This window comes from Streptomyces sp. NPDC045678 (assembly GCF_056432085.1).
Genome location: NZ_JBWKJS010000005.1, coordinates 560,730 through 576,873, shown reverse-complemented (window position 1 = coordinate 576,873; position 16,144 = coordinate 560,730). Strand labels below are relative to the sequence as shown.

The 16,144-nt window shown below is 70.0% G+C and carries 17 protein-coding genes; 12 read left to right on the top strand and 5 right to left on the bottom strand.

Annotated elements, in window-relative coordinates; genetic code table 11:
- The first annotated feature begins 207 nt into the window (after nucleotides 1-207).
- Entirely contained in the window at nucleotides 208-969 is a 762-nt protein-coding gene (locus tag AC07DO_RS20735; RefSeq protein WP_479061449.1) for a phosphoglyceromutase, read from the top strand.
- Nucleotides 970-1,069: 100 nt separating this feature from the next.
- Here the strand turns inward: AC07DO_RS20735 and AC07DO_RS20730 are convergent, their stop codons facing one another.
- Entirely contained in the window at nucleotides 1,070-1,507 is a 438-nt protein-coding gene (locus AC07DO_RS20730) for an ATP-binding protein (protein WP_479061447.1), read from the bottom strand.
- Between the two features lie 194 nt (nucleotides 1,508-1,701).
- Between AC07DO_RS20730 and AC07DO_RS20725 the strand changes: the two genes are divergently transcribed.
- Nucleotides 1,702-2,460: a GntR family transcriptional regulator gene (locus AC07DO_RS20725; protein WP_479061446.1), complete on the top strand. Its 759-nt coding sequence runs from the start codon at nucleotides 1,702-1,704 to the stop codon at nucleotides 2,458-2,460.
- 25 nt (nucleotides 2,461-2,485) lie between these two features.
- On the opposite strand, the gene AC07DO_RS20720 is transcribed toward AC07DO_RS20725, so the two are convergent.
- The 3 genes from AC07DO_RS20720 to phoU form a co-directional block, all read right to left on the bottom strand.
- Nucleotides 2,486-2,701: a hypothetical protein gene (locus AC07DO_RS20720; protein ID WP_479061444.1), complete on the bottom strand. Its 216-nt coding sequence runs from the start codon at nucleotides 2,699-2,701 to the stop codon at nucleotides 2,486-2,488.
- 224 nt (nucleotides 2,702-2,925) lie between these two features.
- A complete protein-coding gene (locus AC07DO_RS20715) occupies nucleotides 2,926-3,993 on the bottom strand; it encodes an HNH endonuclease signature motif containing protein (protein ID WP_479061442.1) in 1,068 nt (355 codons plus the stop codon).
- A 397-nt stretch (nucleotides 3,994-4,390) separates the two neighbouring features.
- The gene (gene phoU, locus AC07DO_RS20710; RefSeq protein WP_471297765.1) at nucleotides 4,391-5,074 is read right to left on the bottom strand and encodes a phosphate signaling complex protein PhoU; all 684 of its coding nucleotides are present in this window, start codon (nucleotides 5,072-5,074) and stop codon (nucleotides 4,391-4,393) included.
- Between the two features lie 273 nt (nucleotides 5,075-5,347).
- Here phoU and phoR point away from each other — a divergent pair, with 273 nt between their 5' ends.
- Together phoR and phoP are read left to right on the top strand one after the other, a co-directional pair.
- Entirely contained in the window at nucleotides 5,348-6,622 is a 1,275-nt protein-coding gene (gene phoR / locus AC07DO_RS20705; RefSeq protein ID WP_479061440.1) for a two-component system sensor histidine kinase PhoR, read from the top strand.
- Nucleotides 6,619-7,299 (top strand): two-component system response regulator PhoP, encoded by a 681-nt coding sequence (gene phoP, locus AC07DO_RS20700; RefSeq protein WP_030682312.1) that lies wholly within the window; start codon nucleotides 6,619-6,621, stop codon nucleotides 7,297-7,299. Before phoR ends, phoP begins: the two co-directional genes overlap by 4 nt.
- Nucleotides 7,300-7,373: 74 nt before the next feature.
- Here the strand turns inward: phoP and AC07DO_RS20695 are convergent, their stop codons facing one another.
- A complete protein-coding gene (locus AC07DO_RS20695) occupies nucleotides 7,374-8,120 on the bottom strand; it encodes a copper chaperone PCu(A)C domain-containing protein (RefSeq protein ID WP_479061439.1) in 747 nt (248 codons plus the stop codon).
- A 650-nt stretch (nucleotides 8,121-8,770) separates the two neighbouring features.
- On the opposite strand from AC07DO_RS20695, the gene AC07DO_RS20690 reads away from it, so the two are divergent.
- The 8 genes from AC07DO_RS20690 to AC07DO_RS20655 all read left to right on the top strand — a co-directional run bounded on the left by AC07DO_RS20690 (nucleotide 8,771) and on the right by AC07DO_RS20655 (nucleotide 16,066).
- On the top strand, nucleotides 8,771-9,253 hold the full coding sequence (locus tag AC07DO_RS20690; protein WP_003953493.1) for a CarD family transcriptional regulator: 483 nt from the start codon (nucleotides 8,771-8,773) through the stop codon (nucleotides 9,251-9,253).
- A gap of 337 nt (nucleotides 9,254-9,590) precedes the next feature.
- Nucleotides 9,591-10,322: a 2-C-methyl-D-erythritol 4-phosphate cytidylyltransferase gene (gene ispD, locus AC07DO_RS20685; protein WP_479061437.1), complete on the top strand. Its 732-nt coding sequence runs from the start codon at nucleotides 9,591-9,593 to the stop codon at nucleotides 10,320-10,322.
- Nucleotides 10,312-10,827 carry a 2-C-methyl-D-erythritol 2,4-cyclodiphosphate synthase gene (gene ispF, locus AC07DO_RS20680; protein ID WP_479061435.1) on the top strand — a complete coding sequence of 172 codons (516 nt, stop codon included), beginning with the start codon at nucleotides 10,312-10,314 and terminating at the stop codon, nucleotides 10,825-10,827. The genes ispD and ispF overlap by 11 nt, the downstream gene beginning before the upstream one ends.
- Nucleotides 10,828-10,898: 71 nt before the next feature.
- The gene (locus AC07DO_RS20675) at nucleotides 10,899-11,303 is read left to right on the top strand and encodes a PPOX class F420-dependent oxidoreductase (protein ID WP_479061433.1); all 405 of its coding nucleotides are present in this window, start codon (nucleotides 10,899-10,901) and stop codon (nucleotides 11,301-11,303) included.
- 85 nt (nucleotides 11,304-11,388) lie between these two features.
- Entirely contained in the window at nucleotides 11,389-11,739 is a 351-nt protein-coding gene (locus AC07DO_RS20670; RefSeq protein ID WP_479061623.1) for a PPOX class F420-dependent oxidoreductase, read from the top strand.
- A gap of 100 nt (nucleotides 11,740-11,839) precedes the next feature.
- Nucleotides 11,840-13,243 carry a cysteine--tRNA ligase gene (cysS, locus tag AC07DO_RS20665; RefSeq protein ID WP_479061431.1) on the top strand — a complete coding sequence of 468 codons (1,404 nt, stop codon included), beginning with the start codon at nucleotides 11,840-11,842 and terminating at the stop codon, nucleotides 13,241-13,243.
- Between the two features lie 109 nt (nucleotides 13,244-13,352).
- On the top strand, nucleotides 13,353-14,303 hold the full coding sequence (rlmB, locus tag AC07DO_RS20660) for a 23S rRNA (guanosine(2251)-2'-O)-methyltransferase RlmB (protein ID WP_479061430.1): 951 nt from the start codon (nucleotides 13,353-13,355) through the stop codon (nucleotides 14,301-14,303).
- A 95-nt stretch (nucleotides 14,304-14,398) separates the two neighbouring features.
- Nucleotides 14,399-16,066: a DoxX family membrane protein gene (locus tag AC07DO_RS20655; protein ID WP_479061428.1), complete on the top strand. Its 1,668-nt coding sequence runs from the start codon at nucleotides 14,399-14,401 to the stop codon at nucleotides 16,064-16,066.
- Nucleotides 16,067-16,144 lie beyond the last annotated feature (78 nt).

Below are 16,144 nucleotides of genomic sequence, written 5' to 3'. Positions count from 1 at the left end.
CGGCGTACGGCATGGAAGTTCCCCCGGATGTGCTGCGGCTGAGGTGTAAGTGGCGAGGACGGCAAGCACAAATTACGAGCCCAGCGCCGGGAACCGCCACTCAATTGACAACCCTCGTCAACTGTCACGCCCCACGTCCGCCCTCCGCCGTCTCCCCCCCTTATCCGCGCGCGCGGGGCGCCCTGAGGTTCGATTACGCTCAGAGGCATGGCCGACGCACCGTACAAGCTGATCCTCCTCCGCCACGGCGAGAGCGAATGGAACGCGAAGAACCTGTTCACCGGCTGGGTGGACGTCAATCTCAACGAGAAGGGCGAGAAGGAGGCGGTCCGCGGCGGTGAGCTGCTCAAGGACGCCGGCCTGCTCCCCGACGTGGTCCACACGTCGCTCCAGAAGCGCGCCATCCGCACCGCGCAGCTGGCCCTGGAGTCCGCCGACCGCCACTGGATCCCGGTCCACCGCTCCTGGCGCCTGAACGAGCGCCACTACGGCGCCCTCCAGGGCAAGGACAAGGCCCAGACGCTCGCCGAGTTCGGCGAGGAGCAGTTCATGCTGTGGCGCCGCTCGTACGACACCCCGCCGCCGGCGCTCGACCGCGACGCGGAGTACTCCCAGTTCTCGGACCCGCGCTACGCGACGCTCCCCCCGGAGCTGCGCCCCCGGACGGAGTGCCTGAAGGACGTCGTCGTCCGCATGCTCCCGTACTGGTTCGACGGCATCGTCCCCGACCTCCTGATCGGCAGGACGGTCCTGGTCGCGGCCCACGGCAACTCGCTCCGCGCCCTGGTCAAGCACCTGGACGGCATCTCGGACGCCGACATCGCGGGCCTGAACATCCCCACGGGCATCCCGCTCTCGTACGAGCTGGACGCCGAATTCAAGCCCCTGAACCCGGGCGGCACCTACCTCGACCCGGAGGCCGCGAAGGCGGCGATCGAGGCGGTCAAGAACCAGGGCAAGAAGAAGTAACTCGCAACAAGTAGCCCCCGGCCTGCGCTTTGCCCGTAGGCCGGGGGCTTACGTTTTGGTCGGCCGCCCTAGGGGGCTTCGCCGCCGGACCAGCGCGTGCTCAGGACGGCCAAGCGTCGGCCATCCGGAAAAGGACCACGGTTCCGCCGAAGCGGCTGGTCGTGGCGTGCCAAGAGTCGGCGACGGAGTCGACCAGGAACAGCCCGCGCCCGTGAGCGTCGTCGGCATCGGGGTGCCTGAGCCGCACGTCCTCCGGGAGCCCCGGGTTGTGCACGTCGACCCGGAGGGAGTCACCCTCGCGGAACCACTCCACCCGAACGACCCAGGGCTCGTCCGACCTGCCGTGGACCACGGCGTTGGTCACAAGCTCCGAGATCATCAGGACACAGTCGTCGACGGAGCAGGCGGGGTCGTACGGGGTGATGAACTTCCGGAACCAGCGCCGGGCCCGAGGCACGGACTCCGCGACGGGGGGCAAGGTCATCGCGCCGAGGCGCGGCGGCTCTTCGACGGGGTCGCGGTCGATCGTGTGGGTCATCGGTGTCCTGCACCTCTCACTCCGGAGGCCCCGGTCTCGACCTCTCTATACATCTCACTCTGGCTAACATCACTAGAGACGTCAATCGAACAGGCGGGAAGAGGGGGCCCAACCGGACCGGTGGTTACTCGCAGCGAACGAGCGCCCAACCCGTGGCCTAAGGTGTCTAGAGATGATCGGGAGGAGATCTGCGGATGGCCCACACCGAAGACGGCCCTCAGCCCAAGTACCAGCGAATCGCCGACACTTTGCGTGAGGCGATCCAGGCGGGCCAGTACGGTCCCGGTGATCGGCTGCCGGGGGAGAACGACCTCATGGCCACGCACGGCGTTGCCCGCATGACGGCACGCCAGGCCCTGGGCGTCCTTCGGGACGAAGGCCTCGCTGAAGCCCGCAAGGGCGCCGGCGTGTTCGTCCGCACCTTTCGCCCGCTGCGGCGTCGAGGCATCCAGCGGCTGGCCGAGCAGCAGTGGGGCAACGGCCGTTCCATCTGGTCGGCGGACATCGAGAACCGCTCTCTCGAAGTGGACCAGGTCACCGTGTCCGAGGAGACCGCTCCCGAACACATCGGTGCGGTCTTGGACTTGGCCGAAGAGGAAGCGGTGTGTGCGAGGCGTCGGCGCTTCGTCCTGGACGGCAAGCCTGTCCTGCTCGCGACGAGCTACCTGCCCCTGCCCCTGGTCGCCGGATCCGCGATCACCCAAGAGGACACAGGGGAGGGCGGAACGTACGCCAGGCTCGCCGAACTCGGCCACAAGCCGGTGCACTTCCGCGAAGAAATCCGCTCACGCATGCCGTCGAAGGATGAGGGGGCGCGCTTGAGCATGTCCGGGGGCGCCCCCGTCATCCTCATCTGCCGCACGGCCTTCACGACCGAAGGCCGCCCCGTCGAGGTCAACGAAATGACGCTGGACGCCGCCTCTTACGTCTTGGAATACGACTTCGACGCCTGACCGCCTTTACGGCGGGCCTGGGATCTTACGGCGACCCCGAGTCCGTGATGCCCTGTGCCAGGTCGCCGACCGTCTCGGCGATCCACTGGCCGAAACCGGTCGGGGCGATCAGGACGCCGAAGACCAGCACGATGGCCACCGTCAGCTGTTCGTCGTTGCGGCTACGAGCCTGGGTGCGTCGTCGTAGACGTACGACGATGATGACAGCCAGAAGCACCGCTACGTTGATCGTCAGCACCATCGGCCAGGCCCCCTGCACGTGAGTAACGTCCCGGCCTTCCTGTGTAACCCGGAACTCCGGCCCGTGGCCGCCCGATTACCTGTAGTTGGCAGCAATGCGCTCGTTCGGGGCTGAATCGATGCGTGGCTCAAGCGATTCGCAGGTCGGACTGGGGTGAAGCTCGACCGGCGCGTTGGCCGGTGGTCAGGGGACCGGCCAAGTTCCCGTCCAGGGGTGGTCGGGGGTCAGGGGACCGGCCAAGTTCCCGTCCAGGGGTGGTCGGGCGGCGTCGGGCCCGTCTCGCCCTTGCGCTTCGCCAGGCGTCGCCTCGCGATGTGGTACGCCCACGCGTGCGTGGCGACCTTCTTCTCCACGCCGAAGTGCCTGCCCGTCGCCGCGTCCAGGACCTGGTGGTACTCCTGGAGGAGGTCCCAGGACATGTTCTCGAAGTCGGCGTCGGCCCAGCAGTAGAGGTGCTGGAGCTCGAACCGTACGGCGGCCAGGAACTCCATCTCGCCGCGGTCCTTCGGCTCCGTTCTGCCGCCGTGCGCCCGCACCCACTCCCGGACCTCGGGCGCCGCCCCGTCCCACTTGCTGCCCGAGTCCCTGATCTCCGCGTAGTCCACCCACGCCCAGAACGCCTCCGCGTCGGCGATGTCGGGCGCCTGGCGGTGGTGGTCCTGACAGAGCAGGGCGAAGTTGCGGACGTCCATCGAGCCGCCGAGCGACGACGGCACGGCGTGCGCGCGGTCCACGGGGGTGCCCCAGCAGATCAGGCACGCCGGGTCCATCCCCAGGTAGTCCGCTATCGCCGTGAGCCTGGGCGGCGTTCTGCGGTCGTTCTCCGTCGTCCCCCGGGGGCGCAGCGGAAGCAGGTCCACGTCGTACCAGAAGCCCTCCGCGTCCTCGGGATACGTCACGTGCAACTCGTCCGGCACGTCGTTCCGCTGCCCGTGCGTGTTCGCGAGCCTGTGGAACGGCGTCGTCAGCTCGGTCAGGTACGGGAGCAGGTACTCCATGGCGAAGTTCTGGATGATCTCGATGGCGTCGCGGTCGTAGCCGCCGGCGTCGTTGCGGTGCCCCTGCACCCTCAGGAAGAGGTGACGGGGCTTGCCGGGCATCTGGCGTTCCGCGCTCCGCAGGACCTCGAAGACGCGTCGGGCGCAGCGCTCGAAATTCTCGTACACCGCCATGTCGTGGTACAGCAGGACCGCCTTCTCGCCGGCCGCGCGAGCCGGGACCGGGCGGCCGCCGCGTCTGCCACGGCCGTTCGCCTTCTCGCTCTTCCTGCTGCGTTGTTTCTTCTTGGGCATGGGTGGATCTTCGCGTGTGCCGGTCGTGTCGAACGCGGGTTCCGACGAAGTGCCCGCGCGCGCGTGCGCCGTTGATGCGCCCCGTCCCCGTGGGCATGAAATGGGCAACAGGCAGTACGTCGTACGCCTACGAGGAGGAGACCATGGCCGAGTCCCCCACGCGCGAACACGTTCCCGAAGTCCCGCTGGCGTCCTGCGGATGCGGCCCGGGCTGCAGCTGCGGCTGCCAGTCGGGCGGTTCCTGCCAGTGCGGCGGCGGCTGCGGCTGACCCGCTGACGCCGCGGCCGGACAGCGCTGTGCCCCGCGCGACAACCTGACGTCGGGCGGGGCACACACGCGTGCGGAACGAAAAGGAGAGGCGGGGGCCCTACGCCCGCACCGGCGACGCCTACGCGCCTACGCGCCCTCCACCGGCGCCTGCCCCGTCGGCTGTATCTCGTCCGCGTGCTCACCCGTCACCAGGTACACGACCCGCTTCGCCACCGACACCGCGTGGTCCGCGAAGCGCTCGTAGTAGCGGCCGAGGAGCGTCACGTCGACGGCCGTCTCGATGCCGTGCTTCCAGCGGTCGTCCATCAGGTGCTGGAACAGCGTGCGGTGCAGCTGGTCCATCTCGTCGTCGTCCTGCTCCAGCTGGAGCGCCAGGTCGACGTCTTTGGTGATGATGACCTCCGCCGCCTTCGCCATCAGGCGCTGCGCGAGCTGGCCCATCTCCAGGATCGTGGCGTGCAGGTCCCGCGGCACCGCCGAGTCGGGGAAGCGGAGCCTCGCCAGCTTCGCGACGTGCTGGGCCAGGTCGCCCGAGCGCTCCAGATCGGCGCTCATGCGCAGCGAGGTGACCACGATGCGCAGATCGGTGGCGACCGGCTGCTGGCGCGCCAGCAGGGCTATCGCACGCGCCTCCAGGTCGTGCTGCAGATCGTCGACCTTCTGGTCGGCGGCGATCACGCTCTCCGCCATCTTCAGGTCCGCGTCGAGCATGGCCGTCGTGGCGCGCCCGATCGCGGACCCGACGAGGCGGGCCATCTCGACCAGGCTGTCGCCGATCGAGTCAAGTTCCTCGTGGTACGCGTCCCGCATGTGGCTGTCCCTCTCTCGTACGTCTCAGGGGGCTGGCCCCTACGCTCCCACGGTGCGGCCCGGACGCGTCCGTTTCCGGCACCCCACATGAATCACCACCGTCATCAAGGTGAACTGTGGGCGACGCATGACCGCATCCTTGATCACCCGGGCCCTGGACGGCCGGGAAGAAGTGAACCGGCACCGTCCCCACGGTGAACTCTGGGCGACGAGTGTTCGAGCGGGCACCCGTACGGCTGTGACCGGCTCTTACTCGGCGCATAACCTTGAGGCATGGACGTGAACGCGGCGGTCGCCGCAGCGGCAGCGATCGCCGGGGTGTGCACCGGTGTCATCGCCATGCTGGCGTTCCGATGGAGCGAGCGCGACCAGAAACGCCCCACCCGGACCTCCCTGCACACCGATCCCGTACTGCCACCCGGCGTGGACACGGTGCTCTCCGTGCTCCGCTCCTCCGCCGTCGTCCTCGACGAGGCCGACAGCGTGGTCAAGGCGAGCTCGGCGGCGTACGCACTCGGACTCGTACGCGGCGGGAAGCTCGCCGTCGAGCCGATGCTGCAGATGGCCCGCGACACCCGCCGAGACGGCGAGATACGCCAGGTCGAGCTGGACCTGCCGCGGCGCGGCACCGGCCGCGGAGAGGCACTCGCGGTCTCCGCGCGCGTCGCCCCGCTCGGCTCCCGGCTCGTCCTCCTCCTCGTGGAGGACCTCACCGAGGCCCGCCGCATCGAGGCCGTACGACGCGACTTCGTCGCGAACGTGAGCCACGAGCTCAAGACCCCGGTGGGCGCGCTCTCCCTGCTCTCCGAAGCCGTCATGGACGCCTCGGACGACCCGGAGGCCGTCGAGCGCTTCGCGGGCCGCATGCAGATCGAGGCGACCCGCCTGACCAGCCTCGTGCAGGAACTCATCGACCTCTCCCGGGTACAGAACGACGACCCCCTGGAGGACGCCGAACCCGTCCGCGTCGACGAACTGGTGGCGGAGGCGATCGACCGCAGCCGCCACCAGGCCTCCCACAAGCAGATCACCATGGCCTCGGGCGGCACCGCCGAACTCCAGATATGGGGCAACCGCGGCCAGCTCGCGGCGGCCCTCGGCAACCTCGTCGAGAACGCCGTCAACTACTCGCCCGCCCGCACCCGCGTGGGCATCGCCGCCCGCAGGGTCGCGGCACCCGGCGGCGACATGATCGAGGTCGCCGTCACCGACCAGGGCATCGGCATCTCCGACAAGGACAAGGAACGCATCTTCGAGCGCTTCTACCGCGTCGACCCGGCCCGCTCCCGGGCCACCGGCGGCACCGGCCTCGGTCTCGCCATCGTCAAGCACGTGGCCGCCTCGCACGGCGGGGAGGTCACCGTGTGGAGCTCCGAGGGTCAGGGCTCCACCTTCACCCTGCGGCTGCCCGAGGCGGCCGCACACCGCGACCGCGGATCACGTCACGGCGGCGGACCCGACGACGGGGCCACCGCGTCCTCCGACAGCGCCGAAACCGCCGCGACCACCACGTACGAACCCATTCCTGCCCCGGAGGTCCTTCCGTGACCCGAGTGCTCGTCGTCGAGGACGAGGAATCCTTCAGCGACGCCCTGTCCTACATGCTCCGCAAGGAGGGCTTCGAAGTCGCCATCGCGGCGACAGGCCCGGACGGACTCGACGAATTCGAGCGCAACGGCGCCGACCTCGTCCTGCTCGACCTGATGCTGCCGGGCCTGCCCGGCACCGAGGTCTGCCGACAGCTGCGCAGCCGCTCCAACGTCCCGGTGATCATGGTGACCGCCAAGGACAGCGAGATCGACAAGGTCGTCGGCCTGGAGATAGGAGCCGACGACTACGTGACCAAGCCCTTCTCCTCCCGCGAGCTGGTCGCCCGCATCCGCGCGGTGCTGCGCCGCCGCGGCGAGCCGGAGGAGGTCACCCCGCAGGCGCTGGAGGCGGGCCCGGTCCGGATGGACGTCGACCGCCACGTGGTCACGGTCTCCGGCTCCAAGGTCGACCTGCCCCTGAAGGAGTTCGACCTCCTGGAGATGCTGCTGCGCAACGCGGGCCGCGTACTGACCCGCATGCAGCTCATCGACCGCGTCTGGGGCGCGGACTACGTGGGGGACACCAAGACCCTCGACGTCCACGTGAAGCGCCTGCGCGCCAAGATCGAGCCGGACCCGGGGGCGCCGCGCTACCTGGTGACGGTCCGCGGCCTGGGCTACAAGTTCGAGCCGTAAACAGCACCGCGCACGTAGTACGTGGAAGGGCGGGACCCCACCGGGGTCCCGCCCTTCTCACTGCTGTACGCCGATCAGTGCTGCGTGCCCGTGCCGGCCTCGGCGCCGTGCTCACCGGCGTTCGCCGGGTCGGAGGCGCCACCCGACGGGTCCGCGTCCGCGTTGCCGGACGGCTTGCCCGACGGCTTGCCGGAGGGGTCGGTGGCGGCCCCGGAGGCGTCCGTGGAGGGCTCCTGCGGCTTGCCGGACTTCGCCGGCTTGGACGGCTTGCCGTCCGGCGACTGCGGGAGCCGGCTCGGACCCCACTTGGAGAAGTAGCTGTCCGCCGGCACGACGAACGCCTTCATCTTCACGTCGCCGGTCGAGCTGAAGGAGAAGGTGATGGGCTGCGCGTTGCCGTCCTTGACCGCCTCGCGGCTGCCGGACAGGACCGCCGAGGCGTTGTCCTTGCCACCGATGACGATGGAGCCGCCGGCCGGGATGGTCAGCGGACCGTTCGGCTTGGAGTCCTTGTCGTCCTTGCCGCGCGTGAGCTTGGCCTTCTTGTCGGTGCCGTCGACCGTGATGGAGTTCAGGGTCTGGGCCTTGTCACCGGCGTTGAAGATCGTGGCGGCGACCACGGCGGGGCCGGTCGACTCCAGGTCCGGCTGCGTGATGACCATGGCGTTCTGGATCTTGATGTCGCCGACGGAGGTCGCGGCGTTGTCCGGCTTGACCTCCATCGTCTGTGCGTTGTTGCCTGCGGCGCACGCGGTCAGCGAGGCGAGCGAGAACGCGAGGGCGGTGGCGGCGAGGGCGCCGCGTCGAAGGCTGCGGCTCACGGCGGCGGCAACTCCTTGAACGTGGGCGGTACAGGACGGGGCGGGCGGCCGTAAAGCCGTCCTAAGGGTGTGTCAGCGCGCTTAGGTTACCGAGCCGTTCCCACACGGCCGCACCCGACCCGCCCCTTAGGGCACGCGCACCTGGGGACGGGTGCCGCACGAGGCGTCCCGCGCACCGGGCGCGCCCCCGCGCACCCGGCGCCCCAATGCCCCCTCGGCCGTCTTTCGCATAAGCGCGGTCAAGAGCCCGGGCGTCACGCCTCGCGGATTTCCCGCAAGGAATACAGGGGGGTGCGAAGGGGGGTCCGGAGAATTGATCATCGGGCCGCTTGATCAATTCAGGAATCGCGTCGGACGTCACGCAGCACATCTCTCCGGCCACCGAACGGAGTATCGAAAGTTCACCGCTTGGAACCTCGCAAACCGGGACGTTCGGCCTCTTCGGGCCCCCTCGGGGGGCGTGCGACGGGGGCGTTTCCGGCTCCCCGAAGAGCCGCTCCGACCTGCGAATACCCCGTTCCGGAGGCCCTTCGCAGCACGTTCCTGTTGCTGTTGTCAAGCCCCGAGATATGCCCTGACCTGCGAAAACGCCATTCAGAAGAGGCGGTTCTCGTGTTAGGATGGATAGCCACGGAAGGGGTACCTGTCACATGACGTTCAAGGTTGGCGACACCGTGGTCTATCCCCATCACGGGGCCGCGCTGATCGAGGCCATCGAAACTCGCCAGATCAAAGGCGTGGACAAGACCTACTTGGTGCTGAAGGTCGCCCAGGGCGACCTGACGGTGCGTGTGCCAGCGGACAATGCGGAGTTCGTCGGCGTGCGTGATGTGGTCGGGCAGGACGGCCTCGACCGGGTCTTCGAAGTACTGCGCGCGCCGTACGCAGAAGAGCCCACGAACTGGTCGCGCCGCTACAAGGCAAATCTCGAGAAGCTCGCCTCCGGCGATGTCATCAAGGTCGCGGAAGTCGTCCGTGACCTGTGGCGTCGGGAGCGCGAGCGTGGACTGTCGGCCGGTGAGAAGCGCATGCTCGCCAAGGCCCGCCAGATCCTGGTGAGCGAACTCGCCCTCGCGGAGAACACGAACGAGGACAAGGCCGAGGCCCTGCTGGACGAGGTCCTCGCGTCCTGACGCGGACGGCCCGAGGTGCAGGACATGCCTCGGAGCTCCCGCGTCGACCAGGCGCAGCAATGCCGCGGTGCCCGCTGACCCTTCATGGAGTCGCCGGGCGCTGCGGCATGTTCGTACCCAGTCCTCGTACCCAGTGTCTTCGTCGCCAGGCAGAGCCAGGCTGATTTGTACCCGGGCCGATGTGGTGGGGCGACCCCGAAGGGCCGTTACTGGCGTGCCGGGCTCTTGCGGCTGACTCGACCGAATGTCACGGAAGGGTCCGGTCAAGGCGTCCGTCCCGCCCGGCACGGTGTGGCCATACCCACGTCGGCCGAGCACACAAACCTGAACGGAACCGATGTCTAGCGAATCCCGTACCGCGGTGGTCATTCCCGCGGCTGGGCGGGGCGTGCGCCTCGGCCCGGGCGCCCCCAAAGCGCTTCGCGCGCTGAACGGCACCCCGATGCTGATCCATGCCGTGCGGGCCATGGCGGAGTCCCGCGCGGTCTCCCTCGTCGTCGTCGTGGCGCCCCCGGACGGCGCCGCCGCGGTCAAGACCCTCCTTGACGACCACGCGCTGCCCGACCGGACCGACTTCGTCGTCGTGCCCGGCGGGGAGAGCCGCCAGGAGTCCGTCCGGGCCGGTCTGGACGCGCTGCCGCCCGGCTTCGACATCGTGCTCGTGCACGACGCGGCCCGACCGCTGGTGCCGGTCGACACGGTCGACGGCGTCATCGAGGCCGTACGCGACGGGGCTCCCGCCGTGGTCCCCGCGCTCCCGCTCGCCGACACGGTCAAGCAGGTCGAGCCGGCGGCGGAACAGGGCGCGCCCGAACCCGTCGTCGCCACGCCCGAGCGTGCCCGGCTGCGCGCCGTGCAGACCCCGCAGGGCTTCGACCGCGCGACGCTCGTACGGGCCCACGAGAGCGCCACCGGACAGGTGACGGACGACGCCGGCATGGTCGAGCAGCTGGGGCTGCCGGTCGTGTGCGTGCCGGGCCACGAGGAGGCGTTCAAGGTGACGCGCCCCCTGGACCTCGTGCTCGCGGAGGCGGTCCTGGCCCGAAGGAGGGCGAACGATGGCTTCTGAGACTGATGAGGCACGGGTGCGGGCCCTCCTCCCGCAGGTGGGCATCGGCACCGACATCCACGCCTTCGAAGAGGGCCGCGAGCTGTGGTGCGCGGGCCTGAAGTGGGACGACCAGGGCCCCGGTCTCGCCGGGCACTCCGACGCCGACGTCGTCGCGCACGCCGCGTGCAACGCGCTGTTCTCCGCGGCGGGCCTCGGTGACCTCGGCGCCCACTTCGGCACCGGCCGCCCCGAGTGGTCCGGCGCCTCCGGCCTGACCCTGCTCACCGAGGCCGCCCGCATCGTCAGGGACGCCGGCTTCACCATCGGCAACGTCGCCGTCCAGGTCATCGGCGACCGCCCGAAGATCGGCAAGCGCAGGGACGAGGCACAGAAGGTGCTCTCCGAAGCGGCGGGCGCGCCGGTCTCCGTCTCCGGAGCCACCACCGACGGCCTGGGTTTCCCGGGCCGCGGCGACGGCCTGGCGGCGATCGCCACCGCGTTGGTCGTACGCACGTCGTTGTAAGGCGGGCAATGGGGTATTCGTATGCCTCGTACAGGCAAAATCCCGTACGAACCCCCACGAAGGAGTGCGCCATGTCCGCCCAACTCTCCGACGACCTCAAAGCGCTGCTCGACACCCCCGTCTTCATCAACGTCGCGACGATTCAGCCTGATGGGAGTCCTCAGGTGTCCCCGGTCTGGGTGAAGCGTGAGGGGGATGTGGTGTTGTTCTCGACGACGCTCGGTCGTCGCAAGGAGAAGAATCTGCGGCGGGATCCGCGGGTGACGGTGCTGGTGCAGCCCTTCGACGCGCCGTACACGTACGCGGAGATCCGTGGGACGGCGGAGATGACGACGGAGGGCGGTCAGGAGCTGATCGACGAGCTGTCGATGAAGTACACGGGCAAGAAGTACGCGGACTTCAACCCCAGCTCGAAGGACGACACCCAGCGGGTCGTGGTGAGGGTGAGCGCGCGGAAGGTCGTCGGCAGCATCTGAGGGGTGCCGCTCTGCCCGTCGGGCGGGTCGGGGAGCCCGCCCGCCCGGCCCCTGCCCGCGGGCGGAGCCCGCTGATGGATGCAGCATCAACGTCGCGACGATTCAGCCTGATGGGAGTCCTCAGGTGTCCCCGGTCTGGGTGAAGCGTGAGGGGGATGTGGTGTTGTTCTCGACGACGCTCGGTCGTCGCAAGGAGAAGAATCTGCGGCGGGATCCGCGGGTGACGGTGCTGGTGCAGCCCTTCGACGCGCCGTACACGTACGCGGAGATCCGTGGGACGGCGGAGATGACGACGGAGGGCGGTCAGGAGCTGATCGACGAGCTGTCGATGAAGTACACGGGCAAGAAGTACGCGGACTTCAACCCCAGCTCGAAGGACGACACCCAGCGGGTCGTGGTGCGGGTGAGCGCGCGGAAGGTCGTCGGCAGCATCTGAGGGAGCCGGCAGCGTCCGAGGGCGGGCCTCACGTCACAGTTCCGTGCACGGTCGGGCCGGGGGGCGTGGGGCACTGTCCCGCGCCCACTACCCTGGAGTGGTGACGATTCGCCTGTACGACACCAGCGCCCGGCAGATCCGTGACTTCAGCCCCCTCAATGACGGCTGCGTCTCGATCTACCTCTGTGGTGCCACGGTGCAGGCCGCCCCGCACATCGGGCACATCCGGTCCGGCCTGAACTTCGACATCATGCGCCGCTGGTTCGCCTACCGCGGTTTCGACGTGACGTTCATCAGGAACGTGACCGACATCGACGACAAGATCATCCGGAAGTCCGCCGAGCAGGGCCGGCCCTGGTGGTCCATCGGGTACGAGAACGAGCGCGCGTTCAACAGCGGATACGACGCGCTCGGTTGCCTGCCGCCCACCTACGAACCGCGCGCCACCGGCCACATCACCGAGATGGTCGAGATGATGCGCGGGCTCATCGAGCGCGGACACGCCTACGAGGCCGACGGCAACGTCTACTTCGACGTGCGGTCCTTCCCCGGCTACCTGGAGCTCTCCAACCAGGACCTGGACGAGCTGCGCCAGCCCGCGGGCGAGGGCGAGACCGGGAAGCGCGACCCGCGTGACTTCGCCATGTGGAAGGCCGCCAAGGAGGGGGAGCCCAGCTGGGAGACCCCGTGGGGCCGCGGCAGGCCCGGCTGGCACCTGGAGTGCTCGGCGATGGCCCACAAATACCTGGGCCGCGAGTTCGACATCCACGGCGGCGGGATCGATCTGATCTTCCCGCACCACGAGAACGAGATCGCGCAGGCCAAGGCCTTCGGCGACACCTTCGCGCGCTACTGGGTGCACAACGGCTGGGTCACCATGAGCGGCGAGAAGATGTCGAAGTCCCTCGGCAACTCGGTGCTCGTGAGTGAAATGGTCAAGCAGTGGCGCCCCATCGTGCTGCGCTACTACCTCGGCACCCCGCACTACCGCTCGATGATCGAGTACAGCGAGGAAGCCCTCCGCGAGGCCGAGTCCGCGTTCGCCCGCATCGAAGGCTTCGTGCAGCGCGTCGTGGAGAAGGCCGGCGGCGTCGTCGAACCCGCCGCCCAGGTCCCGCCCGCGTTCGCCGACGCCATGGACGACGACATGGGCGTCCCGCAGGCCCTCGCCATCGTCCACACCACCGTCCGCCAGGGAAACTCCGCACTGGCCGCCGACGACAAGGAAGCCGCCATGGCACGCCTCGCCGAGGTGCGGGCCATGCTCGGCGTCCTCGGCCTCGACCCGCTCGACCCGCACTGGGCCGGCGGCGAGGCCGACCGCGGCGAAGACCTGCACGGAGTCGTGGACACCCTCGTCCGCCTCGTCCTGGACCAGCGCGAAGCCGCCCGCGGCCGCAAGGACTGGGGCACCGCCGACGCGATCCGCGACCAGCTCAACCAGTCGGGCCTCGTCATCGAGGACAGCCCGACAGGCCCCCGCTGGACGCTCGGTCCGCGCTGAACGGACACCACTGATGTGCCGCCCGGCCTTCCGGGCGGCACACTTCATAGACGTACACCCGTGCGCGTACGCACGTACGCGCCCACGCATCACAACAGACAGGTAGGTCATGGCCGCTAACAACCGCCGCATGTCCGGCAAGAAGGGCGCGCAGGTCGGCAGCGGCGGCAATCGGCGCCGCGGCCTGGAGGGCAAGGGCCCGACGCCGCCCGCCGAGGCCCGCAAGGGGCACGTGAAGAACCGCATCGCCAACGCCAAGGCCAAGAAGGCCGCGGGCGGACGCCGCCCCGCCACGCTCAAGGGGCGCGGCGGCAAGGGCACCTCCGAGATGGTCGTCGGCCGCAACCCGGTCTTCGAGGCACTGCGCGACGGCGTGCCCGCCTCCACGCTCTACGTCCAGCAGTTCATCGACAACGACGAGCGGGTCCGCGAGGCGCTGCAGCTCGCGGCCGAGCGCGGCGGCATCCACCTCATGGAGGCCCCCCGCCCCGAGCTCGACCGCATGACGAACGGCCTCAACCACCAGGGCCTCGTCCTCCAGGTCCCGCCGTACGAGTACGCGCACCCCGAGGACCTCGTCGCCGCCGCCTTCGACGAGGGCCAGGACCCGCTGATCGTCGCCCTCGACGGCGTGACGGACCCGCGCAACCTCGGCGCGGTCGTCCGCTCCGTCTGCGCGTTCGGCGGCCACGGCGTGCTCGTGCCCGAGCGGCGCGCCGCCGGAATGACGGCCGGCGCGTGGAAGACGTCCGCGGGCACCGCCGCGCGGACGCCGGTCGCCCGTGCCACGAACCTCACGCGCGCCCTGGAGCAGTACAAGAAGGCGGGCGTCGCCGTGGTCGGCCTCGCCGCCGACGGCGAGCACGAGGTCGGCGACCTGCAAGCGCTCGCAGGCCCGGTCGTCATCGTCGTCGGCAGCGAGGGCAAGGGCCTCTCGCGTCTCGTCGGCGAGACCTGCGACTACCGCGTGCGGATTCCGATGCCCGGTGGCGCGGAGTCCCTGAACGCCGGTGTCGCGGCGGGCGTCGTCCTGTACGAGGCGGCGCGGCGCCGCGCCTGATCCTCCGCCATGTCCGGGCCGCGGTGATCTCTTGACGCGGTCCGGACATTTCTCCATGGTCAAGGCAGTGTCCTAAACACACATCACTCGGTTAGATGAGTGTGGACACCAGAACACCCCGCACTCCCACTGGGGGAAGCTCGTCAGGTTTTGACGATGCTCCCGCGCTGAGCATGGTGAAGGTGCCGAGCGACCCGGCGCAGGTCATCGTCAATCACGCGAGTTTCCGCGTGCAGCTTCCCGCCGCTGGGCGCACTCAATCCCCGCGCATCTCACGGCACTTGGGCACGCCCGACGATACGGCGCGCATGCCCGCCGCCGGCGCGGCCGCCAAGCGCCGCGCACCCGTCGTCTGGAGCGGGAAGTCCGCGCCGGACGACACGGGCGCCATCAGACTGCTGCAGGCCGTGCGCGGCGGCGGCGTACGCCGTTCGGCCGAGGAGACCGGCCCCTACAACAGCGCGGAGGACGCGGGCGCCACCCAGGTCATCCCCCGCGTCGACGACGGCCCCGAGACCGTCGAGACGCCCGCCGTGATCGGCCCGCGCACCCCCGAACCCGGGACCCGCATGCTGCCGCAGATGCGGCTGCCCGGCAGCGACTACGACGAGCGGCTCGAGCAGGAGTACGCCGACCGCGGCTACGAAGACGCCGACGACGACGCGTACGACGACGACGGCGACACGGAGCGCACGCGCAGGCACGGCTCGGACCCGGTCCGGCACGCCTACTACCCGGGCCGCCGCATGAACCTCGGCGTGGTCCTGCTCCCGATGCGCGTCTTCCTCGGGTTCATCTCCATCTACGCCGGCATGGGAAAGCTCTGCGACCCCGTCTACTTCGACGGCGGCCAGCGCGGCTCCATGGTCAAGTGGCTGAACTCCCTGCACCCCTGGGCGCTCGCCGAGCCACTGCGCGACTTCGCCCTCCAGCACCCCGTGGGCGCCGGCCTGTGCATCGCCTTCCTCCAGGTCGTCGTCGGCGTCCTGACGGTCCTCGGCCTCTGGCAGCGGGTCGCCGCCTCGGTCGGCGTGCTGCTCTCGGCGGCGCTCATCGTCACCGTGAGCTGGAAGACCGTTCCCGCCTACGACGCGCCCGACATCATCTACCTCGCCGCGTGGTCCCCGCTGATCATCGCGGGCGCGCCCGTCTACTCCGTCGACGGACGCCTCGCCGGTGAGGCCTGGCGCACGCTCGGACCGCGCTCCGACATCTGGGACCTGCGGCGGCGCGTGCTGCGGCGGGGCGGTCTGATCGGCGGGGTCGTCATCGGTCTGACGCTGCTCATCGGCTCGATGCTGGGCGGCGCCGTGCGGGACGCGGACCGCGTCACCGTGCCCGGCCCCGGCGAGGCCCCGCGCAACGAACTGCCGGGCTCCGCGCTTCCCCAGGACCCCGCGAAGAAGCGGCAGAAGCAGCGGTCCCAGAGCCCGTCCGCGTCGTCGAGCACGCCGACGCAGGGCCGCGGCTCCGCGAGCCCCACGCAGGGCGCCACGGCGCCGGGCACGGCCCGCGAGACCGGCACGGTCGGTTCGGGCGGACAGCCCAGCCAGACGCAGGGCAGCAGCACGGCGGGCCAGGCTCCGCCGCAGCAGTCGGCACCGCAGCAACAGCAGCAGCCGGCCGCGGGAACGACCGCGGGTCCCTCGTCCAGCGGTGGCACGGGCGGCGGCACGGGCGGTGCCGGGGCGTCCGGCGGTTCCGGCGGCGGTACGGGCGGCGAGCGGCCCGGCGGCCTGCTGGGCGGTGTCCTCGGCCGCTGAGGACGCTGTACGTACGTACGCCGATGTATGCCGATGTACGCCGATGGGCCCCGCACAGCGTGTGTGCGGGGCCCATCG